Source organism: Paenibacillus sp. FSL H8-0104 (assembly GCF_038050215.1).
GTDB lineage: Bacteria > Bacillota > Bacilli > Paenibacillales > Paenibacillaceae > Paenibacillus > Paenibacillus amylolyticus.
In genome coordinates this window covers 1,906,092-1,929,770 of sequence record NZ_JBBOTC010000001.1, presented here as the reverse complement: position 1 = coordinate 1,929,770, position 23,679 = coordinate 1,906,092, and the positions used below count along the sequence as shown (strand labels likewise).

29 protein-coding genes are annotated in these 23,679 nt (G+C 46.9%); 7 read left to right on the top strand and 22 right to left on the bottom strand.

Translation table 11 applies throughout. The features are described from left to right. Positions 1–137: 137 nt before the first annotated feature. Positions 138–926 (bottom strand): DUF3891 family protein, encoded by a 789-nt coding sequence (locus NST38_RS08825; RefSeq protein WP_076252473.1) that lies wholly within the window; start codon positions 924–926, stop codon positions 138–140. Positions 927–1,121: 195 nt separating this feature from the next. Between NST38_RS08825 and coaA the strand changes: the two genes are divergently transcribed. Further along, complete coding sequence (gene coaA, locus NST38_RS08820; protein ID WP_076252475.1) at positions 1,122–2,051, top strand: type I pantothenate kinase; 930 nt, start codon at positions 1,122–1,124, stop codon at positions 2,049–2,051. 64 nt (positions 2,052–2,115) lie between these two features. Further along, entirely contained in the window at positions 2,116–2,478 is a 363-nt protein-coding gene (locus NST38_RS08815) for a DUF423 domain-containing protein (RefSeq protein ID WP_076252477.1), read from the top strand. A gap of 69 nt (positions 2,479–2,547) precedes the next feature. On the opposite strand, the gene NST38_RS08810 is transcribed toward NST38_RS08815, so the two are convergent. The 17 genes from NST38_RS08810 to NST38_RS08730 all read right to left on the bottom strand — a co-directional run bounded on the left by NST38_RS08810 (position 2,548) and on the right by NST38_RS08730 (position 16,549). Further along, positions 2,548–3,099 (bottom strand): histidine phosphatase family protein, encoded by a 552-nt coding sequence (locus NST38_RS08810; RefSeq protein ID WP_076252479.1) that lies wholly within the window; start codon positions 3,097–3,099, stop codon positions 2,548–2,550. 24 nt (positions 3,100–3,123) lie between these two features. Continuing rightward, positions 3,124–3,906, bottom strand: a complete 783-nt coding sequence (gene murI, locus NST38_RS08805) for a glutamate racemase (protein ID WP_076252481.1) — start codon at positions 3,904–3,906, stop codon at positions 3,124–3,126. Positions 3,907–4,153: 247 nt separating this feature from the next. Beyond that, complete coding sequence (locus NST38_RS08800) at positions 4,154–4,540, bottom strand: hypothetical protein (protein ID WP_076252483.1); 387 nt, start codon at positions 4,538–4,540, stop codon at positions 4,154–4,156. A 67-nt stretch (positions 4,541–4,607) separates the two neighbouring features. Beyond that, positions 4,608–4,826: a hypothetical protein gene (locus tag NST38_RS08795; RefSeq protein WP_076252485.1), complete on the bottom strand. Its 219-nt coding sequence runs from the start codon at positions 4,824–4,826 to the stop codon at positions 4,608–4,610. Next, positions 4,826–5,509, bottom strand: coding sequence for a GNAT family N-acetyltransferase (locus NST38_RS08790; protein ID WP_341343913.1), 684 nt, complete (start codon positions 5,507–5,509; stop codon positions 4,826–4,828). The genes NST38_RS08795 and NST38_RS08790 overlap by 1 nt, the downstream gene beginning before the upstream one ends. 35 nt (positions 5,510–5,544) lie before the next feature. Then, a complete protein-coding gene (locus NST38_RS08785; RefSeq protein ID WP_341343912.1) occupies positions 5,545–5,940 on the bottom strand; it encodes a hypothetical protein in 396 nt (131 codons plus the stop codon). Positions 5,941–6,004: 64 nt separating this feature from the next. Then, the gene (locus NST38_RS08780; protein ID WP_076252492.1) at positions 6,005–6,889 is read right to left on the bottom strand and encodes a serine/threonine-protein kinase; all 885 of its coding nucleotides are present in this window, start codon (positions 6,887–6,889) and stop codon (positions 6,005–6,007) included. After that, the gene (locus NST38_RS08775; RefSeq protein WP_076252494.1) at positions 6,886–7,464 is read right to left on the bottom strand and encodes a GNAT family N-acetyltransferase; all 579 of its coding nucleotides are present in this window, start codon (positions 7,462–7,464) and stop codon (positions 6,886–6,888) included. The genes NST38_RS08780 and NST38_RS08775 overlap by 4 nt, the downstream gene beginning before the upstream one ends. Continuing rightward, entirely contained in the window at positions 7,461–8,042 is a 582-nt protein-coding gene (locus NST38_RS08770) for a DJ-1/PfpI family protein (RefSeq protein WP_076252496.1), read from the bottom strand. Before NST38_RS08770 ends, NST38_RS08775 begins: the two co-directional genes overlap by 4 nt. A 214-nt stretch (positions 8,043–8,256) precedes the next feature. After that, complete coding sequence (locus NST38_RS08765; protein ID WP_256720080.1) at positions 8,257–9,177, bottom strand: SDR family oxidoreductase; 921 nt, start codon at positions 9,175–9,177, stop codon at positions 8,257–8,259. A 69-nt stretch (positions 9,178–9,246) separates the two neighbouring features. Beyond that, positions 9,247–10,575, bottom strand: a complete 1,329-nt coding sequence (locus NST38_RS08760; protein WP_076252498.1) for a F390 synthetase-related protein — start codon at positions 10,573–10,575, stop codon at positions 9,247–9,249. Then, entirely contained in the window at positions 10,572–11,432 is an 861-nt protein-coding gene (locus tag NST38_RS08755) for an MBL fold metallo-hydrolase (protein ID WP_076252500.1), read from the bottom strand. The genes NST38_RS08760 and NST38_RS08755 overlap by 4 nt, the downstream gene beginning before the upstream one ends. Continuing rightward, complete coding sequence (locus NST38_RS08750; protein WP_076252502.1) at positions 11,426–12,421, bottom strand: NAD-dependent epimerase/dehydratase family protein; 996 nt, start codon at positions 12,419–12,421, stop codon at positions 11,426–11,428. The genes NST38_RS08755 and NST38_RS08750 overlap by 7 nt, the downstream gene beginning before the upstream one ends. Further along, positions 12,418–13,710: an ATP-grasp domain-containing protein gene (locus NST38_RS08745; RefSeq protein ID WP_083684627.1), complete on the bottom strand. Its 1,293-nt coding sequence runs from the start codon at positions 13,708–13,710 to the stop codon at positions 12,418–12,420. Before NST38_RS08745 ends, NST38_RS08750 begins: the two co-directional genes overlap by 4 nt. Beyond that, positions 13,700–14,701 (bottom strand): beta-ketoacyl-ACP synthase III, encoded by a 1,002-nt coding sequence (locus NST38_RS08740; protein WP_076252504.1) that lies wholly within the window; start codon positions 14,699–14,701, stop codon positions 13,700–13,702. Before NST38_RS08740 ends, NST38_RS08745 begins: the two co-directional genes overlap by 11 nt. A 319-nt stretch (positions 14,702–15,020) precedes the next feature. Then, positions 15,021–15,911, bottom strand: a complete 891-nt coding sequence (locus tag NST38_RS08735; RefSeq protein WP_076252506.1) for a TIGR01777 family oxidoreductase — start codon at positions 15,909–15,911, stop codon at positions 15,021–15,023. 116 nt (positions 15,912–16,027) lie between these two features. Further along, positions 16,028–16,549: a hypothetical protein gene (locus tag NST38_RS08730; protein WP_076252508.1), complete on the bottom strand. Its 522-nt coding sequence runs from the start codon at positions 16,547–16,549 to the stop codon at positions 16,028–16,030. Between the two features lie 167 nt (positions 16,550–16,716). On the opposite strand from NST38_RS08730, the gene NST38_RS08725 reads away from it, so the two are divergent. Continuing rightward, complete coding sequence (locus tag NST38_RS08725) at positions 16,717–17,091, top strand: BlaI/MecI/CopY family transcriptional regulator (RefSeq protein WP_017689706.1); 375 nt, start codon at positions 16,717–16,719, stop codon at positions 17,089–17,091. A gap of 9 nt (positions 17,092–17,100) precedes the next feature. Continuing rightward, positions 17,101–18,429, top strand: coding sequence for a M56 family metallopeptidase (locus NST38_RS08720; protein ID WP_256720081.1), 1,329 nt, complete (start codon positions 17,101–17,103; stop codon positions 18,427–18,429). Positions 18,430–18,528: 99 nt separating this feature from the next. On the opposite strand, the gene NST38_RS08715 is transcribed toward NST38_RS08720, so the two are convergent. The 3 genes from NST38_RS08715 to NST38_RS08705 form a co-directional block, all read right to left on the bottom strand. Beyond that, on the bottom strand, positions 18,529–19,263 hold the full coding sequence (locus NST38_RS08715) for a YdcF family protein (RefSeq protein ID WP_083684630.1): 735 nt from the start codon (positions 19,261–19,263) through the stop codon (positions 18,529–18,531). A 50-nt stretch (positions 19,264–19,313) separates the two neighbouring features. Then, positions 19,314–19,442, bottom strand: coding sequence for a nucleotidyltransferase family protein (locus NST38_RS08710; protein WP_143781264.1), 129 nt, complete (start codon positions 19,440–19,442; stop codon positions 19,314–19,316). A 214-nt stretch (positions 19,443–19,656) separates the two neighbouring features. Beyond that, the gene (locus tag NST38_RS08705) at positions 19,657–20,502 is read right to left on the bottom strand and encodes an AraC family transcriptional regulator (RefSeq protein WP_076252512.1); all 846 of its coding nucleotides are present in this window, start codon (positions 20,500–20,502) and stop codon (positions 19,657–19,659) included. 235 nt (positions 20,503–20,737) lie between these two features. Here NST38_RS08705 and NST38_RS08700 point away from each other — a divergent pair, with 235 nt between their 5' ends. Together NST38_RS08700 and NST38_RS08695 are read left to right on the top strand one after the other, a co-directional pair. Beyond that, positions 20,738–21,268, top strand: coding sequence for a TetR/AcrR family transcriptional regulator (locus NST38_RS08700; protein ID WP_076252514.1), 531 nt, complete (start codon positions 20,738–20,740; stop codon positions 21,266–21,268). A gap of 88 nt (positions 21,269–21,356) precedes the next feature. Then, a complete protein-coding gene (locus NST38_RS08695; RefSeq protein WP_076252516.1) occupies positions 21,357–22,463 on the top strand; it encodes an MFS transporter in 1,107 nt (368 codons plus the stop codon). A 26-nt stretch (positions 22,464–22,489) separates the two neighbouring features. Here the strand turns inward: NST38_RS08695 and NST38_RS08690 are convergent, their stop codons facing one another. After that, positions 22,490–23,098, bottom strand: a complete 609-nt coding sequence (locus NST38_RS08690; protein WP_076252517.1) for a DUF1349 domain-containing protein — start codon at positions 23,096–23,098, stop codon at positions 22,490–22,492. 223 nt (positions 23,099–23,321) lie between these two features. Here NST38_RS08690 and NST38_RS08685 point away from each other — a divergent pair, with 223 nt between their 5' ends. Further along, complete coding sequence (locus NST38_RS08685) at positions 23,322–23,588, top strand: SunI/YnzG family protein (RefSeq protein WP_036610266.1); 267 nt, start codon at positions 23,322–23,324, stop codon at positions 23,586–23,588. The last annotated feature ends 91 nt before the right edge of the window (positions 23,589–23,679 follow it).

Sequence of the window (23,679 nt, the reverse complement as noted above, 5' to 3'; positions counted from 1 at the left end):
TCACCGGTCTCACAGTATAGTCTATGATGATATATATGCATACGAAAGGCGGACGCCCTGTACACCTGTACATCAGAAGCCCGCCTGTTTTGTTATATTCTATGCTGCTATTTCCTCAAGCCTGGAGTTTCCAGTTCTCAGTGCAATTCCGTAATCAACACCCGGCGTTCCTTCCATTCAGCCCGGCGATAAGCCTGTTGCATACCAAATTTGCGGATACTTGCCTTTGGTACCGATTTATATGGTAAAACGATCGTAAAGTCCTCATCAAACGGGAAAAAAGACAGGCCTACTTTTTCATTGGATAACCACTCTGCCTGAATCGGTTGTCTGGAACAGGCATCAAATGTACAACTGAGCCCTTCTGCAAAAAAATCATAACGCGCAGCAGGTGTTCCAGGTTCCTCCATACAGAGAAACAGACTGAGCTGATCACAGAAAAGCATAATCTCCACATCACTTTGCAGCCTCTTTTTCAGTGCTTCAGCTTCACCACCAAGCTGTTTCTCCCAATCCAGCTGACGTTCGTGTTCTTGCTCCAGATAATCTCGGATGTCATCATCATCCTGAGCATTGGCCCCCAGATTTTTCTGAAATAGCTCCGTGTACATTAAGCTACACAATAATCCGGCGTAGAGGTTTTTCTGACGAACTTCTTCAATCCCTTTATGGTAGAATACAAAACGCGGACGCAATGGAAAGTCACGAAACGAATACGGCGATTGACTGTAATCATTCCAGAACGGAGATGAATCCAGTTCAATCCAACCACGGTCATGTTCCTTGGCCGCTAGAATCAATTCATCCCGATGCGCAGCATCGGCTAGTAATTCATTTTTCCAGTGGGAAGCCATCTCTCCGGCTACTAATCCATGCTCATGCTGTGCAGTCAAAACAAAATCATGCTCTCTCTCATATACGATCATTTGCTGTCACCCTTCCGCATGGTATACGTTGACTTTAACATAAATTGGGTTAAACTTTCCTAGTAAGTTGTTTTTTGCTCCATTTTGACGAAAGGCATTATGAAAGGCACAATGTAAAGGTGTTGTCAGTTTCCTGAAATTTGATACACTAAAGGTTGTGTCCACAATTATATTACATACAGAAAGCGGGATCTCATGAATTTATACTCTCCTTACATCGAGTTTAACCGCAAGGAATGGGCTGAACTTAAAGAACATCAGACCACTCTTCCACTGACGGAAGCCGAATTAGAACAGTTAAAGGGATTGAATGAAGAGGTATCGATTCAAGAAGTCGAAGATATATATTTGCCTCTTACCCACTTTATTGACCTATATGCAAGAGTTTCACGAGAGCTGAATCAACTGACGGCCTCCTTTATGAAAAAAGAAGCCCTCCCCACTCCCTACATCATTGGAATCGGGGGGAGTGTTGCCGTGGGCAAAAGTACAGCGGCCCGCTTACTACAGGCACTGCTCGCCAGAGGTAAGAATAGCCCGAAGGTTGACCTTGTCACAACCGACGGTTTCTTATATCCCAATGCGGTGCTGCAAGAGAAGGGCATCATGAACCGCAAGGGATTCCCGGAAAGTTATGATATCAAATCCCTGATTCACTTCATGGGTGATGTGAAATCTGGCAAACCCGAAGTGAAAGCACCCGTCTACTCTCACCTCGCCTACGATGTCATTCAAGGAGAAGAGAAGCAGATCTGTCAACCGGATATTCTCATTATTGAAGGTATCAATGTACTTCAGATCAAAAAGGAAACGCCTTTGCTGGTTAGTGATTTCTTCGATTTTTCCATCTACATTGATGCGGAAGAAGAGCATATACGACACTGGTACGTTGAGCGTTTTAAGCTACTCCGCAATACAGCGTTCCAGAACACAGATTCCTTTTTCCATCAACGATTCGCCAATATCGATGAAGAAGAAACCGTACGTACGGCCAACCAGATCTGGCAAGATATCAATGCCAAAAACCTGCATGAAAACATTTTGCCAACCAAAGGACGTGCCAGACTGATTCTGAAAAAGGAAGCCGATCACTCCATTGGGCAGATTCAATTGCGCAAACTGTAGACAACACTCGTGCAGTACACTTTGATGTTATATCTAATTACCCTTAAAAGGAGAGAAAAACACATTGCAAACCCTGATTATACTCGGCAGTATTATGATGTTCCTGGCTGTTGCATTGGGTGCTTTTGGCGCACACGCGCTCAAGCGCAAACTATCCGCTGACATGATCAAAATCTATGAAACCGGTGTTCAATATCACCTCATCCATGGACTTGGGATCATCCTGATCGGACTGCTGGCAGACCGCCTTGAATCCTCTTCGCTCGTCATGCTTGCCGGGTGGCTGATGTTCGCCGGAATCATCCTGTTCTCTGGCAGCCTGTACGTTTTAAGTGTTACGGGTGTTCGCAAATTGGGAGCCATTACCCCACTTGGCGGAGTCGCATTTTTGGCTGGATGGGTTATGATCATGATTGCCGCATTGTAAACTTGCCCCGTGGATAAACGAAAAGAGTGTTCTGGCTGATATAATATCGCTGGAGCACTCTTTTGCTGTTTAATCTGTCCACATTCTTCGAATGGTGGACAGCCCTGCATCCGGTCGTTGTCTCTCCAGCACATACACATCCGGGTTAGACAGTTTGCTCCACTCTTCATAACCAAAGGATGGTTCATACTCACGAATAAGCAGTGATAACAAGTTTCCATGTGTAACCACGGCCGCGTGCTGTTCCGGTCTGCTCCACAACTCTTCCAGTAGTGCCAGCCCCCTTGCAGCCGCGTTTCTCGAAGATTCCCCGCCTTCTTCCACCCAATCCACATCATCGTATGTACGTTTCAGTACATCCATCCAGTTAGACAGATCAAGAGAGCTAAGTATCCTCTCCTGGAGACGTTCATCCGTATGTATATGTTGCAGCGTTGCTATGCCCAGTGGCATAGCCGTCTGAACAGCCCTTTTCCATGGACTGGAGACAATATACGTTATGGAATGATGAGCCAAGATATCTGCAAGTTTTTCAGCCTGCCTGATCCCTTCATCTGTAAGCTCTGCATGGGGTTCCTGCCCTGTGGCCTTGGCGTGACGGATAAGATAAATCGACTGCATAGCTATCACCTCCTATGGTGTAACTTACTTGGAGTTCATCTCAAGATATTGAAGTGCACTGTACATCTTCTCCTGCTCTTCCAGTCGGCCTGATGAACTGAGGAAAGTGACTTCTTTCCCTGTTCTGTCTCCATGTTGAGCCACCAGTCCAAGCTGCTGCTTCAGATGGTTCACCGTGCCTGTACTGCCATCAATAATCTGTATATGATCGGGCAGAACCGTGCGCAGAATGGACGTATAGAATGGATAATGCGTGCAACCAAGCACCACTGTGCCATACCCATGAAGATCGAGATCTGCCAGCTTCAACCTGAAATAATCAGCGATTTTGTCCGGTTCAAAATGTAGTTGTTCACACCACTCCACAAGTTCCGGCAGCGCAATGGAATCCACACTGTGGTGATCATCAACACGCGATACCAGTTCGTTATACTTGGTTTGGCTCAAGGTGAGGGCCGTGGCAAATACAAGCACTCTCTTTCCACTATCACGATTCATCTCCACGGCTGGTTTCACCGCAGGCTCCATGCCAATGATCGGGATATCGTACTTGGCGCGCAGATCCTTCACAGCCAGACTTGTTGCTGTATTACAAGCAATCACTATTGCTTGAACATCCTCCTGAACGATGGCTTCCACACAATCAAAAATATGTCCTCTAACCTCATCCGCAGATTTGGTTCCATAAGGGACATGCAAAGTATCCGCATAATACAGAAATTGTTCTTCCGGAAACTGTTGTAATGCCTTATGCAAAACGGTTAAACCACCGATGCCTGAATCAAAAAAAGCAATTTTCTTTTTCAAGGATTTCACCTCTATAATGTATTCTTTCGGGTTCCAAGAACCTCTCAATGCTGCTCATGCTGACTGGAGGTGAGGTTTGTACTTCCGGCTCATCACACACTACAGTGCTTGACGGCTTGCGGGAACCATTCCGGTTACGGATCGTTCTTCTAATCGGAGACAAAGGCGAACGCTATCGCTTCTTCAGAATCGATTCCGCCCCCTCTATTACTTCCGCTAAGTCAGGTACTATAGAGAAGATAAACCATTATTCTACGTTCATTTTATACTGCTTGAGCCAGTCCTTGCCACTATGCCACGCCTCTACAGGGTTATGCTCTCCGAGCAGTTCAGTACTTGCCTGAGCCATGATCCATTCCTTGAGACCATTATCCGGACTGGATTCGAGCTGCTGTAACAGGAAAGGCAGTCCTGCCTCACCCGTATTCAAGATGTCGTCGTAAGCCTCCCGGTTACCACCAATATAATCATTGGGATTACTGCTGGTCACGAGGACAGGGTCGCTAACCATCTGCTGCAACTTGCTTTCAATGGTTTCTGATAATGCTTGGTCTTCTGTCCGAGTCGAACATGCTACTACCGTCAAGGCTGTGCATACGGATAACAAACCCAGAATCAGTCTTCTGCTATTCACTGTGCCACTCCTTTCAACAATGAGTTAAAACAACAGATCCGGCTTTCATGCTCAAGCCCCCGGCCAACTACAGAACAAGTTCCCATTGTTCTTCGGTAAGCTCCTGACCTGACAACATCTGCTTGCGGACTTCCTTCACTTCAAAGCCCACAGATTGATATAATCTACGCGCGCCATTGGTGATAAATTCAGCAAAGCTATGATCATAATTATACTCGTTTCGATAAATTCGGATATGCGCTTCAATGACATACTTCAGATCCTTTTGTACGAAAGTGCGAATCATCAGACATCACAGTCCTTCCTCAAATCCACAGTTGTGATACTGAAATCCACACCGAACTGAATTAATCCGAGTTTACGGGCAACTTGCTGTGAAGCAAGATTATCCCAAGATGTACTGTAGATTGGCATGCGTCCACGCTCCTTGACATAATACTGCCAGCACTTTACTGTCTCCGCTGCATATCCATGTCCTCTATAACCGGGTGCCGTATACAGACTCGCTTCCGCCCCATGATCGGAAAACCTTGCGGAGCAACACACTGCCACAGCAGAATCCCCAATAACATAAGCGGCAACAGGGCTTTTTTCATATAAGTAGTCTGTTAATTCAGGGAAATGCTCTGCCAGCAAATAACGCTGCTCCTGACCAATCAACTGAACCTTCTGATTCCACTTGTAAGATATCTCAGGAAAAGCATAGGCGGGTCCCATCCACACACGGTTAACTGGCTCAAAGTTCTCCACCTTTCGAATCAGTTTCGGAATATCCAATGGAAGCTCGCAATCCTTCCCCAACTCATCCATTAGATCCGGCGGTAACTGCTCATGATAATAGATCAGTGAACCAGCAGAAGTCATGCCGATAAAAATGGCTGGAGCCTGCCCACCACCCGGCTCGTTGATGCTTAATAGACGCTGCTGCTCGTTAATACTATATAAAGTACTCACCTGTATTTTCAACATTCCCATAGACGACAGGTTGGATTTTGGAACCATAACTATGAAGTTAACCTTCGCAATAATCGTTTGCCTACACTGCCTTTACCAGCTTCCTGCTGCTCCAGAAATTCGGATAATTGACGTAATTCTGCAGGTCGATATCCAGCCCCGCACCCGCAATTATGATAGGTAAAACCATGACGATACAGCATCATCACTTTGGTCCATTGTTTGGTATCATTTTGCTTGGGCGCCTGGAAATCCTGTCCCATGCTGACCATAGACTTGGCACATTGCGGGCATTTATATTCAAGTTGTGCCACCACCTCAGGGCTCAGGTCATGTCTGGAAACTTGTTTAAATGATTTGCGACAAATGAAACATGCATAGATGTCTTTATATGGTCCTGACAAGGCATATCTGCACATCATCTGCACCCCCTTAATAATTTCCATTATACGGGATTTCACACACATATACGAATGGATTTTGCATATTTGCGAAAATTCCACCCACTCACTATTGACCTTTAATCGCGGCTTGTTTCCAGGAGTCACCCAATTCCGCAATCGTTGCGTACCGCTCGGACCGATCATCGCTCACTGCACGTATCACAACCTGATACAACGCTTCTCCGGCATCCCATCTGGCATAGGAACGATCTTTCTCCCCGCCAAGCAAACCAAACGCCATTGCCCCCATATTGAATACATTGGTAACAGTATCTACGGGTGCACCTAGCTCAAACTCTTCGGGAGACATAAAGCGGGAAGATCCCCACATACGACCCATGGTATTGATAAAAGAGCCCTTCCGATACAAGTCGATATCACAAATTTTCATAAAGTTTCTGTCAAAATCATAGATCAGACTGCCATCATACAGATCTACAGCCACATAGCCTCTTCGTTCCACCTCGATATGAAAATCCAGAATCTGCTCCATTGCCTGAATACTTGTCTGCACTGGGAGTTGTCTGAACCGATAGTAGGGCGAACGCGGATCTTCATATTTGGCCGGAGGCGGAAAATACCAGTGGGAATGCAAACACTCCCCATCCACCCAATCGAATACACAGGCATACCCCTCATCCGTTGCAAAATGATCCGTTAGTCGAATCAACGTGTCATGCGCCAAATCTTCGTAAACGGAAACAGATGATTTCAGATTACGAATGGCTTCCGGGGGACTTCCCGTATGATTCGCATGAATTGTATGTGCTCCCGCATATTTAACGAACAATCGCTTTCCATCCTTTTGCACAATACCAAAAGAGAGATTCCCTGAATCCTGCTGATCGAATACGCGAAAGACCGTACCCAAGGGCTGTAACCAGTCGAAAGAATGAGACTCTTTTAAGACAAAGGAAACACCGTCGATCTCAAGTTCAAATTGATCTGTCATCGGACTCCTCCTGTGCTGGTATCTTCATTCAATGTTGAATGCTCCGTGTAAAAGTAATTCATATGCGCCTCATCATATCCCTGACCGTTGACTTCCAATGCGTTACGCTCGATGCCGAAAACTTCAAATCCATATCGCTCGTATAAACGTCGGGCTGATTCATTCGTTGTCACTACACTCAGATTAATCTGCTTGATGCCTTCCAGATGTCTTCCACGATCCAGCACCTCGCGGAGCAAGAGCGAAGCCAGCCCACTTCCCCGATATGGCGGAGCAACATAGACGCCCCAGATCATGCCTTTGTGCCTGAGCTTTAGGCCATATTCTCTTTTGAAACCCATCATTCCCGCCAAGGTTCCTTCTTCTGTGTATGCTCCCAGAATATAATCATCCGGTTCATTATGTATGCGCTCCTGCACTTCACTCATGGGGAGTTGAATGGACAACTCGAACGAAGCCCCGAAGGCTTCAGGATGTGTTTTCAGTGCTTCCAGTCGCAAAGGCCAGTAGATGTCTGCTTCATCCCGCTGAATATTGCGAATGATATAAGTCTCTTGCTTGCGATCTGCATTCATTCTTCGACCACTCCCTGCATCTCATAAGGATAATCGATCTGAAGTTTTACATTCGCTGCCGCTTCCTGTCCTGCAAGCAACCCAACAACATAAATCCCAAGGTCAATGGACGTGGCCACACCACCGGCAGTAATTACATTTCCATCTTTTACAATCCGCTTCTGAATCACCTCGGTGACATACGGCTCAAGCAAATTATATGCACGGGGATGTGTTGTTGCTTTTTTGCCGGATAAAAAACCAGCCGCACCCAGCAGCAGAGAGCCTGTGCACACCGAAACCTTCAAAGGCACAGACTCAGCCTGTTTCAGCCAACCTACAAAGGTCTCGTCATATCGAAGCTTGCGCGTTCCCATGCCTCCGGGGATAAACACGAGATCATATTCCGATAGGTCAGGCTTCACTCGATCCACCTTCAATGTTAGACCAGACTCATCCGTGACCTGGTCTGTCATGGCACAGGTTTCCCACGTCGTTCCTTTGGTAGGTTCAAAGAAATTCAACCGATTGATCACATCATAAAATCCTGCAAAATCAAGGAAAGTCAGTCCATCAAACAAAACGAATGCCATTTTCATTGGTAACCTCCGCGTTTTAATTTGGAGCATCCTGATTATGTTTCTGATTCCGATCCCGTTCCATTGCTTCCTTCACCCGGTCACGCGCTGGCAGCTTACTATTGATATGAAAGAGCAGACCCACAATCGCAAGAAGTAAAATAATGACGATAAATTCGAATATGGCTAATCTCTCCTTTTCGGAAAATACGCAATCGTGACTCGTACCTTATCTCTATTTTAATCCACGGGCGATGATCCACTCCAGCCACTTCCAGGGTAGCAGTACTTTACCTATGATGAGCACACGCGAACCTTTTCCCAAAGCATATCGAAGTCTTGGTGCACGCATCCGTGCAATTCGGCCAATCAGATCGGCTACCTCCTGTGGATCAGGTGCCGTCTCGCTCGCATGTTTGGAATAACGAAGAACCGCGTCCAGCTTATGCTTATACGGAGAGTCCTCGCTCCGGTGAATCTCACCCAAACCTTTATTCCAGATCGGTGTGCGATAAGAGCCAGGCTCAACTAATACCACCCGAACACCGAACAAAGACATCTCATGCCGTAAACTTTCCGTGAATCCTTCCACAGCGAATTTGGAGGCAGCATAGGGCGCATACCCTGGAAAACCGGACAACCCACTGACGCTGGACAAATTTATAATTAACCCCTGCTTCTGTTCACGCATCACAGGCAGGACCGCACGTGTCACAGCGATTAATCCAAATAGATTTGTTTCCATCTGGCGCCGCCAATCCTCCATTGACACTTCCTCAATGAACCCGCCCACCGCAAATCCCGCATTGTTCACCAGCATGTCGATTCGGCCATTATTATGAAGTACGGACCGCACAGCTTTCTGCACCGATTCAGCATCGGTCACGTCCAGTTGCACATATTGCAAACGTTCAGCTAACCCCGCCTGTTCAGCCAGTTTCACCAATTCTTCTCTTCGACTCAGATCACGCATTGTAGCAACAACAAGGTATCCCTGCTTGGCAAGGGTGATCGCGGTAAGCATACCGAAACCACTGGATGTACCCGTAATTAAGGCCACCGGAGCGTTAGTTCCTTCCTTCGTCTTTTTCACTACATCAGAACCTGCATTAATCCGTCCCTGTCCGGCTTCTGTTAAGTTTTCCTCTACTGTCACGGTGTGTCCTTCTTTCCTCGGTAAATTACTTACTTCCCGTTCCTACCTATACCGCACGGCCCCTGCTGCTTAATCCGCCACTCCATTATGCCGTCTCTCCACCCTGCGCAGCTTCGTAAGTCCCGGTTCAAACGTATACGGTACAAATCTGATCTCAGGTAAGGTGCATTCAAGCCGCTCTCCCAGCTTCATCAGTTCCAGCAGTACATTGGTCTCAACCTGAGCCATCACTGCGTTCCCGCCAAGTCGAAGGGATACCTCCATTGTTCCGTCCCCTTGCTGCACCACACGATAATGTTCAATATCCGGCGAAGCCGCAATGACCGAACGGGTAACGAAATCCGGAAAGACCGGTACCGCCTCACCCGTATGCATGTTTGAAAAATAAAGCGTGTCATCACAGCGGCCTTCAATCCGCTCAATGGCAGTAAACGGGGAACCACAGGCACATGGCAGCGCCGCCTCGGTCAGAATATCATTCAGCCGATACCGGATGATCGGCTGTGATGTTCTGGAGAAGTCCGTAATAATGGGCACGAACCGTCGGGTGGCGGGATCAATGAACTCTTTTTCAATATGCACGATATCTTCATTCAAATGCAGTGTGCCATAACGACAGGTTGCACCCAGGAACCCTTCTGTACACTGATAGACTTGATGAACGGTCTGTCCGAAGATCTTCTCCAACACCTTGCGATCCAGGGGGTCCAGCACCTCGGCAACAGAGATGATTTTATCCGGTACAGCAGTCAGATATCCTGCCACATACGCATCCGCCAACAGACGCAGCATGGATGGAGGAGCCACCCACACGGTAGGTTGGTAGGTTTCCAGCCGCTTAACCAAGGTCTCCACACGTTCCAGCAGATCAAAGTACTGAAACTGCAATTTTCCACGTTGCACCGATTCATACAGATTACTGTTGGCCCGCAGGAAAAACGCAATCTTCGCAGGTTTCCACAGTCCACCAGGCAGCAACTTGGCCAACACCGTACCCGTCCACGCATCCTGCTCCCGATCACTCACCAAAAATATCCCCCGGTTCCCTGACGTGCCCGAAGACAGTCCAACCGTCACACCTTGAATGGAAGGTTTGAAGTCACGTGTTTCTTCACTTTCACCTGCAAGAGCCAGCGCTTTGTCCTTGGTAATACCCACCGTGTTCAGTGTATCAAAATATTCCATCATGGTTGATTTGTCAATCAACGGAAAGCTTCTCCAGTCGGTTGCGTCCACGCCACCCCACCACTTCCGGTAAAACGGAGATCGGGCACGGATCTGATGAACATGCCGAATAATCCGGCGCTCTTGCCAGCGCTCAAGTTGTTCTCGTGTTTTCCATGTTCGCAGCCCACGTGCGAGTGCATAATGAACCACAATACGAAAGGTATTACTCATCGTTTCAGCCCTCCTGCACCCCAAGCGTCCAGTACATCTCGACAATGACTCGGCACAATCCGAATGTGGGGAGATTGCTGATGCAGCTGAACCAGCTTGTCAAAGTTACGATGGTATTCCTGTCGATTCGACATAATGATTCCAGCAAAAATATTCGGTCTGCGCTGTTCACGAAAAGCCCGACTCGACCATACCGCGTCCGCGCAGAGAAAATAGTCATGTTCTTCTGTGCGCAACAGGAGTCCCATCATGCCTTCCGCATGACCGGATACATCCACCCCAAGCAGACTGCCATCACCAAAGATGTCGTAGACCTCATCAAAAGGGAAAGCTTCCCCCGCTCTTATCCATCGCTCAGGCTCACACGTAACTGGCAATGATCTGACTATAAAATCCTCGGGCAACAGCCCCGCAAGAAAACCTGCTTTTACAGCCGCAATCGGACCAAGTGAGCGCACAGCATCATAGGCTCTTGGCAGATAGATGAATTGTGCCTCTGGGAAATCTCGTACACCCGCAATATGATCGCCGTGAAAATGAGAGAGGATGATATACCGAATATCCGAAGCTTTCAGTCCAATTCGAGCCAAAAAATGAACGGCACTATCCTCTTCACGATAGACCACTGGTGTAATATGACGATACATTGCATTAGGCAAATGAGCCGTTTCCTCAAAAAAGCGGGAACTATATCCCGTATCCAACAGGATCGGTCCATGTACGGGATGAATGATGCAGGCAAATCCTGCCGGGAAATGTACTGGACTCAATCGACCACCACGCAGCGTCAGAAACTCTGGATGTGTACAGTAACCCGCCGCACCCAAATATAGTTTCACCGGAGTTGTTGTCAGCATGATTCAGCCTTCCACCAGTCTGCAAATTGTTGTAACCCCTCTTCAATGGACACCCGAGGGACGTACCCCAATTGCTCCCGTGCATCCGTAATATCCAACGTCTGTGGGATGGATAAGGAGCCGACTGTATACCGTGTCAACGCAGGTTCACCCAACGCAGGAATAGAGCCATGAACTCGCTCTAGCAACGCTGCCACACCATATGCCATCCGATAAGGAATGTTTCGACGACGCAAGGGCATATCCAGCATGCCAAACAGACTGCTCACCAACTCATTAAACGCCCTTGGATCGCCATTCGAGATATTGTAGGCTCTGCCGAGCGCTTCGTCAGAGGCATCGCGACACAATAATAGGGCATCCACCACATTATCCACACATGTCAGATCGATTAAAGCCTGTCCACCACCGATCATGGGCACGCCCGATTTTGCGTTTGCTGCGACAATTCTGGGAAATAACGTCTGATCATACGGACCAAAGATCGCTCGCGGTCGAATCATGATCGATGGAAGTCCCTTCGCATGCCCCTCCATTACAACCTGCTCAGCGAGAAGCTTCGTGGCTGCATAATGATTGGCTGGTTTGGATGGCAACGGATCATTCTCATGTACGTTATATCGCGGATTGTAATTAAAATATATACTCGGAGTTGAGACATGTATGAATCGCTGTACTTCATTATGCAGGCAGCTATCTACAAGATTCTGCGTTCCTTCCACATTGCTGCTGTAAAAGTCACGATATTTACCCCATGGCGATGATAGTGCCGCACAGTGAAAGACCATATCCTGCCCCACACACGCTTCGTTCACTGCAGCCTCATCCCGTATATCTCCATTCAGGAATCGGATTCCTGCCAACTCAAGTTCTGCACCAACCTTTGGCTGTCGGCCCATGCCAGTGACTTCCCATCCCTCTTTGGCAAGCCGCATCGCTAGGTGCCTGCCCAGACATCCCGTAGCTCCCGTAACCAATGCTCTATTCATTGTTGTTCACCGTTCCATTCTATGTCATGAGTCAAAGCTTCAGTCAGCGAGCACTTCTGCGATCTTGCCAGACGCCATGCGGCTAGCACCACTCCGAATTGTTCCAATACAGGCTGGATATCCTGCCCTACATAGACCACATCCCTGGTTCCACGCCATGCTGCTATCCATGCACGGAGCTTTCCTTTGCCTAAGATCTGCTGTACTCCACTTCCCAGCATGGGAAGCATGAGCATGGCTTTGCTGCCCCGTGCGGGCGTGATCATTTTTCCTTCCTTGACCAACGTCTCCGGTTCAGTCAATGCACGCACCAAGTCATCTCCGGGGTGAAACAGATGAATCCCACTCGTTGCCCTCGGATTACACTCAATCGCGTACACTCGCCTGTCCTGACCTTCTATAAAATCAAACCCAATCTGTCCGCTAAACCCCGTTGCCTCAACAAATTGTCTCACCCACGCAAGGGCATCCTCATGTTCCACCTGTTCAAAAAAAACACTGGCTCCCACGCTTCCTGTACGATAGCGACTGTCGTAAGTGGCATGTGCAACCAGTTGCCCTTCATACGCTATGCTGTATGTACATAACATCTGACCAGGAATGTAGGCCTGTGCAACCCAAGGTGAAATAGATGATAGTGCTACCTCGTCCGGAGGGTCGTTACGGAAATGTCGACGTTTCTTTTCACTTACGTTTCCTTCCTGATCCGTCCCTGCCCTAGCCTCATCGTTCATGAGTGTTGGCATGCGAACTTTGGCTGCGAAGCGGGAATACACCGGTTTCCATACCCAATCTCCTACTTTTCCCAGAACAGACTGAGCTTCCATCCATTCCTGCCGACTTTGGATCAGGTGTGTATCCGGAACCGAAAGACCAAGTGACCCTGCAAGCTGGATAAAATCATATTTATGGTGCAGCTCATGCAGCTGCTCCAGAGTTGTAACCAGAACACGGCAATATACACGCAATCTGTCTGCCCCTTGGGCAACATAAAAGACTTCTTCACACATTGGGATCAGCAGGTCAATCTGCCAATCCTGAACCAACTGTTCCAACTCCGCCAGATACGCAGCTGTGTCATGACGCGGCGATGGGACCACAGCGCACTGTTCCACTGCACTGGATGATCTGGTCAGATGCCGTATGGCACTCTCCGCAACATAGACCCGATGGCCTGCTCGGCGAAGCATGCGTGCCAGATCAAGCGTTACGGGAGCCCTTCCGCCTGTAAGCAACACACGGAGAGAATCAGCTGTACGATGTCCAGTTTTCCCAGATCTAGTAGTCAAAAATGAGTCCTCCCAATGATAATCCGGCAGCCGTGCCAATCATCAACACCCGATCTCCACGCTGAATACGCTGTTGTTTAATCGCTTCATGCAGCCCCATCGGGATTGATGCCGCAATCGTATTGCCGTGATTTCGTGTGATGTCCATAAACCGATCTTCAGCAATGCCAAGCTTCTTGCGAATCAGTCTCATCGCCATCGCACTTCCCTGATGAGGAATGACCAATTGGAAATCCTCCATTCGATTCCCGGTCGCCTGCAGCATATCACCAATGAATCCAGGCAAAAGTCTGGAAGCCATGCGGAAGATCGCCTGTCCATCCATATGAAAAAGGTAGGGTTCAGGCTGATCTGCCTTATAATTCGAAGCATGCAGCCGTGTACCTCCACCTGCAATCTCCGAGAAGCGAGCACCTCGGCTGTAGGTTTGAAGGGAAGCATGTACAATCTGAGAGGATGACCCTTCAGGCGAACGCTCAATAATAACAGCGGCCGCTCCATCTCCGAACAGGGCCGCACTCTCTTTATCAGACCAATTCAGTCCGGCTGAGGCAATCTCGGTGGCTACGAGCAATACTCGCTGGTAACGTCCGGCATCTACCATATAGGAGATCACATCGAGTCCGTTCAGGAAACTCAGGCAGGTTGCATCCATATCAAAAGCAGGTACGCCAGAATCTTCCTGCCCCATGGCCTGCTGGATAAATACCGCCGTACTTGGCAACGGTTGTTCCTTCGTGCCACTGGTGCACACCAGACAGTCGATATCACTGAATTGTAATCCTGCATCCGCCAGTGCAGCTTCCGCAGCCCGCGCGCCCATAAAAGAGGAGGTTTCTTCACCCGAAGCATAATGACGTACACCTACGCCTGTAGCTTTGCTAACCCAGCCCGCAGGCACGTCCAAGCGGCGATCCAGTTCCTCATCGGTGACTTCCTGTTCAGGCAGGTACTTCCCTGTTCCCGCGATCCTTACTCTTCTAAGTTGCATTTCCCCAACCTCTTTCTGTTCATCTGACTGATTAATATATATTCAGCTAATTGTACTTACACAGACACTGCGATGACAGAACAACTTTCCGATCGCTGTTATCCCCAGATTTTTTTGATTCCTTTTGTAAAATGGGGAAATCCGGGGATAAGCATATGCTTCCGATGCAGCTTTCTTTCAGAAAGCTTTTAGGCGACCGCTTCGCTTCTTCAAGTTATTTCTATCCTCTCCGTTATCGTGTAAATGTTTAGTTGAACATATATAACAAAAGGGCAGATGCCTCTGCCCTTCCTGTTGTGTTTTCTTTTGTTATGAAATGTCATTTCTTCTTATTCAAAATCTCGGCAAGAGCTGCATCTAGTGTACCGTATGTGAACGTGAAGCCTTCCCTCTCCATTCGCTCGGGAATCACCCAACGGCTTTTGAGAACCAGTTCCGTCTCGGTCTGAATGAAGCGTGCGCCCAGTTCAAGCATCCAGCGAGGAGAAGGTAGTCCAATCCGCGCCCCCATCTGTTCTCTCAGACGCGCCATTAGCTCCCGATTCGTCACCGGATGCGGAGAGGACGCATTGAACACACCATTCAAGTGTGGATGCTCTTGCAGATAAATTACCATGCGGAAGAGATCCTCGATATGAATCCAGCTGAACTGCTGTGTTCCTGCGCCTTGAGATCCTCCCAGTCCAAAACGGACGAGGTTCGTCATGGGCACCATCACGCCGCCCTCGCCCAGCACAATCGCAATCCGAAGTGCAATCTGACGCGTAGACGGCAGACTGAATTCGAAGAAAGCCTGTTCCCATGCCTTGGCAACGTCGACCGAGAATCCGGAGCCAATCTCGCCCTCTTTTTCCGTCATGGGACGATCTTCAGCATGTCTGTATATGGTCGCTGTACTCGAATTAATCCATAGTTCGGGAGGTTGATTACAAGCTAGGACGGCTTCCCCGAGAATGCGCGTTGTACGGGTTCTGGATTCCAGAATGACTTTGCGATTCTCATCCGTATAACGGCAGTTCACCGATTTACCTGCCAGGTTAATCAACATTTCTGCTTCTTCCAGTGCCCCTATAATTCCTGCACGATCCTCCCAGGCAATATGACCGGGCTGACGCGAGATAATTAACACCTCATACCCCAGCTTTCTGAATCTTTGGGCAAAATCCTGTCCAACAAATCCCGTTCCACCAGCTAATACAACCTTCTTCACGGTATCCCCTCATTTCCCATACTGGGTAAAGAATTCGCAAGATATAGATTGGAATGTTTCTATGCATGCAAAATACAGATATTAGATTAACACCGCCGGTGACCCGTTGGTTTGATTTATTTCGCACCAAGAGCTGCGTACAAGCGATCCCGCTCTTCGATAGCCCATGCGTTTGCAGGGTTTTGTTCCAGCTGATATCGGAGTTCATCATAAAAATCATGGATCATGAATCCATCTGGCAGATTGCCAAGCATGGCTGTAAAGTTGTACTCGGGCAGTGTTCTCTTTCCTTCACTGATCTGCTTCAGCCAGTCCATCCACTTTGCAAGAGTAAGCACTTCCTCCTGCCATAACTCAGCCTGTAACCCAAGCGCATCCTGAAGTTGCTCGTACGCCAATGGATCGGCGAAGACCCGGCAGGCCTGAACAGCCAGTTCGTACAACTCGGTCACTGCACGGCGTACCTCATGCTCAAGTTCGACCTCCAAGCCTCCCATGTAATCCTGAACCTGGATGCCCTGTCCATCATCATATAATAGTGGTGCCTGCGCCAACAGGCGTACAATCTCTTCCATCGCTTGCATTGAAATTCGCTTCTGCTCATAGAGAGCAGGTAATTGATATGCTGTAATGATCATTCACTCCTACATCGTTCTTCTATTAATGACCTATATTATAACATGGTTTGGCAATCATCTATCAGGATAACTTGACTATCCACTACAAGTTGTAGTAGTTTATACGTACTACGTAGTGTAGTAATACGATCGTTATGGACGCATAACGATGTTAAGGAGTGTTCACTGTGAACCAGATTCAAAAATTATCCGAAACAGAAATGGAGTTAATGGTTGTTATATGGTCATGCGCCCCACCGGTCACCTCCACAGAACTATTAGACATATTTGCTGAGAAGGGGAAAGCGTGGAAAGCGCAGACCATGTCTACCTTTCTGTCACGGTTGGTGGATAAAGGCGCTCTTACCGTCACGAGACGTGGACGGACCAATGATTATGAGCCTCTTCTGAAACCCGAAGATTACAAACTACAGGAAACGCAGCATGTTCTTGATGGACTGTATCAAGGTTCAGTCAAGAATTTGGTTTCGGCCATGTATGACGGTGACAAGCTTTCAGACGATGACATTTCAGAACTGAAAAAATGGCTTTCGGAAAAGTAGGTGCAGATGATGAATATCTTTTTTGAGATTCTGTGCAGCCTGACCGTGGCGGGAAGTATCGTTTCTGTTTGTATTTTGGCACTACGACTTATACCCGGTTCTGTCTTTCCGACCAAGTGGCTCTACAGACTCGGTAAACTGGCTATCTTGTTTTATCTGTTCCCGGTATCTCTTGGCCTTTCATGGCTTTTGGATATTGCATTCCAAACGACATCAACTATACCAGGTACGGAGAATGCAGCAGCTTCGGATGTACTTGCAGGAACGTTTATCCCGGAACAAACCATCTCGGTAACCACAGCCTGGTTCTTGTTATGCGTCTGGGGCATTGGAGTCATTGGTTTTTCTGCATGGCAGGTGTACTGTTATCGAAGATTTCTGAATGAATTATCTCGTACACGTACCCCAGTCCTCTGTCATAGTGAAGCAGCTGTACAGCTACCATTAATCAAAGAAGCTTTGGGTCTCAAACGTAATATCACGCTTGCTCACAGCACGCTAGTACGAAGCCCTATACTGGTTGGCTTGTTTAAACCCACGATATATCTGCCACCCGAAAATACGGTGAAAATGGACATCAGTATGGTAATTCATCATGAGTTGGTACATCTAAAACATAAAGATCTGTGGGTCAAAGCTTTGACCTTGGGGGTTAGTGCCCTGCACTGGTTCAATCCCCTGATTCATATGATTCGCAGGGACATTCATACCTGGAGCGAGTTGGCCTGTGATGAAGATGTGGTGAAAGAGATGTCCCACGAAGAACGCAGACGATATGGTGAGACAATTTTAAATGTGATGGCGGGAACCAAGAAAATGCCTGCTCAATTTTGTTCGTCCCTATCGGGTGAAGGCAAACAATTAAAAAGGAGATTGATGATTATGTTTAATGTAAAGAAACTGAAAAAGAAACATTGGATGTTAAGTATGGGAGCCCTCCTGCTTATTACAGGTGTAAGTACGTCCACCGCCGTATGGGCATCAAACCACACGGTTAAAGTGGAGGCTGAGGCTTCTGAAGCTGTGACTGTTCCTTCTACGGGTGGATCTTCTGAAATCGTAGCTTCTCCCAACAAGGTTGGAATTTCCGAAGCTGTAACTGCTCCTTCTACTTCCGAAACTCCTGAGATCGTGGCTCTCCCTGAGGATGAAGTTTCCGAAGCTGTGCCAGTTCCGTCTGCTACTGTACCTTCTACTACTGTTCCATCTACTACTGAACCTTCTGAGGCTAAAGTTGTAGAATCAGCCACTGTTCCTTTTACTGGTGAATCTCCTGAAATGGTAGCTCTCCCTGGGGATAAGGTTTCAGTAACTGTACCTGCTCCTTCAGAAAAATAACCTATCGTTAAGGAGCAATAGCCATCCTTATATGCAACAGGACGAAGCATAGATCATAGATCTCCGCTTCGTCCTGTTTGCTTTTTTCTGTCATGTGCATTAGATAAATGTTTTGATCGTAGCAAAATATTCACGGATCATGTTGACGGGTTTCAGATAACCCGGTGACGGGGCCGATATGCCGTATTCTGCTGCATAACCGTTCTTGACAGCGATGTATTTGGAACGGAACATATGATAGTCACTGGTGACAATCATGATCTCAGGGTGCTCTAACCCGGATTCAAGAATGATTCTTTTGGAAAAGGCCAAATTCTCCTGTGTACTTGTGGAGCGATCTTCCATAATGACTTGGACGGGGTTAATCCCCTGTTCAATTAGATAGTTTTTCATGGCGAGCGCTTCAGGAATGGATTCTCCAGGTCCCTGCCCACCCGATACAATGACGGGTGTCTGAGGGTGGCTGCGAATGTAGTCCAAACTTGCATCCAACCTTTGTTTCAGGGTCAATGACAATTCCGTTCCACGGATGCCTGAACCCAGAATAATGACATAGTCTGCCTCATCCGGATCATTCGCACCGAGCTGTGTGAATACAAGGGCTTCGATAATGACAAAAGAGACGGCAGCCACGCTAATTCCGGTAAGGATAATCCGTTTCAGAATAACATGCTTCTGATAGTCAATCCGTCTTAGAACGATAAAAGCCACCGTGATCATTCCGAAAAACATGACTGGGAATCTTTGGCCCCAGAAGGCCAGGAACGCCACAAAACATGCCAACAGGACAAGATCAATGATCAGTCCATTTTTTTGTAAGAACTTTTTTATCAAATCCGTAGACACTCCTTCTTGTACCCACTATTCCGCAAATCACTTATTATTCAATAATTACGAATATATCCTGCACCTATGTAACTTTGAGGCAAATGGAGACTACGAACTCTCCGCAGGTCACGCATTAATTGCTCGTGTTGGATGATCGTCTGAATGAATGGGTTCTCATATAACATATCTGCCTCCTGCGGTTTACCTCGTTGTCCTCTTATTGCTGTTAACCTTCGTTCCAATATATCATGTTTACCTATCCGCAATAAAATGAACAACGCTTGAACATCCTCTGTACAACTTCGAATCTCTGATTAATCACAACCAAATAACCCATAAACAGCTTCGGTTATCCGAATGTTTATGGGCTACAATGATCGAGTTTGAAACGGTTAAAATTTATTTAATCGGTATCCAGATTTGTGGCGGTTGATTGGGCCCCGGATATACTTCCAGCTCCGGCATATATGCGTGCTCATACGGGTTGGATGGAAACCATTCCGAAATAATCCGTTTCCATAGAAGCTGCATACTCTCCGGCATCGGGCCTTCTACTTCAAATACACTCCATTTGGAAGCAGGCATAGTGAAGCTTGATAATCCTTCCGGTACTTCACCATCGTAAGTCGTAGCAATCCAGTATTGCATCTGTTTTTCCTGGATTTCGCTCTGATCCACAACGACGCCAAGTAACCCTGGAATATCCCTGTTGTTCAGTTCAAATAAACGATCCTCTGTACCGCTCGTCCACGCTTCCTGCCACATCTTTCCGATTCCTTGCAGATGTTCTCCATCTGCATATGAGAAAGTCTGCTCTACTCCGACCAACGTAAATTCGGGATGTTCAACGATTTTATATTTCATCGGTTCTGCTCCTTTTAGACTCACTTGAATCACCAGACGATTATACGATTGGATAGCGTTACCATTCTTACGAGCCTCACTGGGTGCGATCCCATGTTGTCTACGAAATGCTTTGGAGAAAGATTCCGGTGTGTCATAACCGTATTTAAACGCCAGATCAATGATTTTGTGATCACTTTGTAGAAGCTCATGTGCCGCCAGTGTCAATCGTCTGCGTTTTAGGTACTCGGCTACAGTAACATCCGTTAATAAGGCAAAGGTACGTTGAAAATGAAAAGGAGAGATATGGACCTGTGCTGCAATCTGCTCCATCGTCATATTTTCGAGCAAGTGGTCTTCCATATATTGAATAGCGACCTGTAATGCGTTGATCCAGTTCATGTAATAATCACTCCTTGATGTCTAATATAACGGATAAACCACCCAAAAACCTGTCATGTTGTGCTCTCATATGTCCGGTTAATGTGCAAAGACGTTGTTCATATAACGCCCTGCCCAGGCTTTGAACTAACCAAAGAAAAGGGGAGTCACAACATTTGACAATGTCTACGAATTATTATAGCCTACAAGTATAATGATCGTTCTATCTTATTTTGAAGGGAGAGTATCATTGAATATGAGCAGCAAAAAAGAAATGCTTTTGAACGTGGCTGAAGAATTATTCTACCTCCATGGCTTCCATTCCATCGGTTTGAAGCGGATTATCACGGATGCCGGGATTGCGATTATGACGCTATACAATCACTTTGAGTCCAAGGATGATCTCATTGTCCAGGTACTCTTGCGACGCGAACAGCGTTATTTAGAACAGCTCAGGCAATATGCAGACAATAAAGCACAACCTATGTTTCTCAATCTGGCTGAAGGACATGCAACCTGGTTGAAGGAACACGAATCACGAGGTTGCTTATTTTTACGCGCCAAAGAAGAATTCGGAGGTCATACAGACCATATCATCGTCCAGACAGTAAATGCGCACAAAAGACATATGCGAACTTTAATTCAAACATTGGCGCCTGTTGCAAGTGATCGAGATCTATTGCGATTCTCCCTGCTGCTGGAGGGTTCCACGGCACTTGCTGAGACAGAAAATGTAAATAACGTCTGCCGTGAACTGATCCATTTGACGCAGACCAGTTTCAATTAATGCTATTCCGGGTGAGTTAGTAGTTCAACTCACTTTTTTATTTAATGAGAAATATAATGATCGTTCTATCTAAAAGGCGGTGGATTTAATGAAAAAAATTATCTTTCCAGGCATTGCACTTATCGCTGTATGTTATGCATTCGGGCGATTCAGTTATGGATTGTTTATGCCGGAAATTTCGGAAGCCTTACAATTGAATGATGCAGCCTCTGGCGCGATTAACTCAGGAACGTATATTGCCTACTGTCTGTCCCTTCTAACTGCACCATTGTTGATTAATCGCAAGGGACATCATTATGTCATTCAATTGGCAGGGATCAGCGCAGTGCTCGGATTAACCGGCATCGCCTTGGCTCAGAATGCATGGGTTCTTACATTTAGTATATTTCTAGCAGGTTTGAGTACAGGCTTGGCCTCTCCAGCCCTCGGTAACACGGTTAATGCCGAGCTTGCTCCCGAGCTACAAGCAAGAGGCAACAGCTGGATTAACACCGGAACCAGCTTCGGGATTGTAATATCGGGCCCACTCTACTGGCTGTTCACGGATTACTGGCGTCTAACCTACATCCTGTTTGCTGTAATCGGTGTTGTGGTTCTTTTGTGGAACAGACGTGTTATTCCGGCAACCAAGACGCTTCCTTGTACCAAATCTCTCTGGACATGTATGAAACCTACCAGACCAGGGTCTGCTCTGCTCATGGCTTGTCTGTTGACAGGTTTCAGTTCTGCAATCTACTGGACCTTTGCCCGGAACTTCCTCACAGACGAGAAAGGGGCCTCCGATTCGGAAGCCGTGTTGTTCTGGATTGTGATGGGGGTTATGGGGATACTCGGTGGATGCGCTGGTCGCATTATTGAACGATTCGAGATTGGGTGGTCCTACCGAATAGGCATACTTTTATTGGCTATTTCGCTCGGGGTTATCCTTCTGCCATCAATGACTGCCAGTCTCATCTCTGCGATCATATTTGGCAGCACGTATATTTTCCTGACAAGTGTATTTATCGTTTGGGCGACGAGACTATTCAGTCCAAATGTGTCCATCGGAATTAGCCTTGCCTTTCTCGCGCTGGGTGTTGGGCAATTCCTTGGCTCATCTATGGCAGGTTATACGATCGAAGTGTTTTCCAATACAACGGCATTTCTGGCCTTTGCTATACTCGGTCTGTTCGGAATGTTAATTCGGGTGAAATAAATGACAGAACAACCTTCTGATCGCTGTTATTTTACCCGGCGAACACTTCCGGTCACCCCATGTTGAAGCTCTACGTCAGTAAAAGTAACCGTGGTCCCTTGCCCAATGGGGGATTGGGCCACAATGCCAACTTTGATCTCTTCCGGGCAGTCGAGTCCGAAATAACGAACCAGCTTCCACTTCTCTCCATCTTGAGAATAATGGAAAGCAAAGCTGTTGCCTGCCCGGGCTACACGTAAATAAGGCTTATTAACGTCTACAGGTGCTGATACACAATCATCCGAGTTACCACGAGTAACAACACTAAGAATAGACGGCTGTTCTTCAAAATATTCAAAGCAAACTTTAGCCCAATTCGTATCGTCAACCCTCACCATCAGGCAGCCCGAATCATACTGTTCTTTCATGTCCACCTGTACTCGAGTGACGATGCTGAAATCTCCCTTGACTATCGTATGTAAAAATGGAGCTGAAGCTTTCACCGGCTCACCACCCGGATCAATGAAAAAGTCACTGATCGGCGAAACGGTTATCGTTACTTTGCCGTCTTCAACGGACCAATCTGTTGGCTCGTTCAGCCATCCCAGGTTGGCGGATAATGTTTGACCTGAACAATGTTCGAATAGATTCGTCATGTGGCACACCCTTTGTGTTGGAGTATAAGTTTTCTAATTTCTCTATTTGTATTCGATATGTAACATGGTTAATCCTGTAGGTTTTTCATTAAGTTCCCATCCCTGATATCAGTTGATAGAAATCGGAACTCTTTATTATTAATAAGGTAATTTTATCCAAAATATGATAAACTGGACATACGAGATTACTTCAATAATTTGAATCACAACAGGAGGTCATCCTATGTTTGGTGTTAACGTGAAAAAAGTAGAAGATCAACTGGTTATCCGGTGGCAGTTTTCCAAAATTGAAATTCCTATCACACATATCACATTGGTCACCCTGGATGATACGTACGGTGGAAGCGAACCATCCGCCATTCGGATCGGTCCAGTCAATGGCACAAGCGAGAGGATTCTGATCCGTACAGTGAATCAATCGTATATTTTATTCACTTCCAGCGTGAATTTATATCCCAATATCCAAGCTATGTTACACCCGTCAAACTAGATTCTTGTTCAACCGGATTCCAATGTTTCTCGGAAGAGGGGTTCCATTTACATACGTGCGCTACCAACAAATGAAGCGTTAGTATTCGCAT

Coding starts and splice junctions, on each gene's coding strand:
- NST38_RS08825 (WP_076252473.1), bottom strand. CDS start 926: ATGATCGTATATGAGAGAGAGCATGATTTTGTTTTGACTGCACAGCAT.
- coaA (WP_076252475.1), top strand. CDS start 1,122: ATGAATTTATACTCTCCTTACATCGAGTTTAACCGCAAGGAATGGGCT.
- NST38_RS08810 (WP_076252479.1), bottom strand. CDS start 3,099: ATGCAGTCGATTTATCTTATCCGTCACGCCAAGGCCACAGGGCAGGAA.
- NST38_RS08795 (WP_076252485.1), bottom strand. CDS start 4,826: ATGATTCGCACTTTCGTACAAAAGGATCTGAAGTATGTCATTGAAGCG.
- NST38_RS08790 (WP_341343913.1), bottom strand. CDS start 5,509: ATGTTGAAAATACAGGTGAGTACTTTATATAGTATTAACGAGCAGCAG.
- NST38_RS08785 (WP_341343912.1), bottom strand. CDS start 5,940: ATGGAAATTATTAAGGGGGTGCAGATGATGTGCAGATATGCCTTGTCA.
- NST38_RS08780 (WP_076252492.1), bottom strand. CDS start 6,889: ATGACAGATCAATTTGAACTTGAGATCGACGGTGTTTCCTTTGTCTTA.
- NST38_RS08775 (WP_076252494.1), bottom strand. CDS start 7,464: ATGAATGCAGATCGCAAGCAAGAGACTTATATCATTCGCAATATTCAG.
- NST38_RS08770 (WP_076252496.1), bottom strand. CDS start 8,042: ATGAAAATGGCATTCGTTTTGTTTGATGGACTGACTTTCCTTGATTTT.
- NST38_RS08760 (WP_076252498.1), bottom strand. CDS start 10,575: ATGAGTAATACCTTTCGTATTGTGGTTCATTATGCACTCGCACGTGGG.
- NST38_RS08755 (WP_076252500.1), bottom strand. CDS start 11,432: ATGCTGACAACAACTCCGGTGAAACTATATTTGGGTGCGGCGGGTTAC.
- NST38_RS08750 (WP_076252502.1), bottom strand. CDS start 12,421: ATGAATAGAGCATTGGTTACGGGAGCTACGGGATGTCTGGGCAGGCAC.
- NST38_RS08740 (WP_076252504.1), bottom strand. CDS start 14,701: ATGCAACTTAGAAGAGTAAGGATCGCGGGAACAGGGAAGTACCTGCCT.
- NST38_RS08730 (WP_076252508.1), bottom strand. CDS start 16,549: ATGATCATTACAGCATATCAATTACCTGCTCTCTATGAGCAGAAGCGA.
- NST38_RS08720 (WP_256720081.1), top strand. CDS start 17,101: ATGAATATCTTTTTTGAGATTCTGTGCAGCCTGACCGTGGCGGGAAGT.
- NST38_RS08710 (WP_143781264.1), bottom strand. CDS start 19,442: ATGTTATATGAGAACCCATTCATTCAGACGATCATCCAACACGAGCAA.
- NST38_RS08705 (WP_076252512.1), bottom strand. CDS start 20,502: ATGAACTGGATCAACGCATTACAGGTCGCTATTCAATATATGGAAGAC.
- NST38_RS08700 (WP_076252514.1), top strand. CDS start 20,738: ATGAGCAGCAAAAAAGAAATGCTTTTGAACGTGGCTGAAGAATTATTC.
- NST38_RS08695 (WP_076252516.1), top strand. CDS start 21,357: ATGAAAAAAATTATCTTTCCAGGCATTGCACTTATCGCTGTATGTTAT.
- NST38_RS08690 (WP_076252517.1), bottom strand. CDS start 23,098: ATGACGAATCTATTCGAACATTGTTCAGGTCAAACATTATCCGCCAAC.
- NST38_RS08685 (WP_036610266.1), top strand. CDS start 23,322: ATGTTTGGTGTTAACGTGAAAAAAGTAGAAGATCAACTGGTTATCCGG.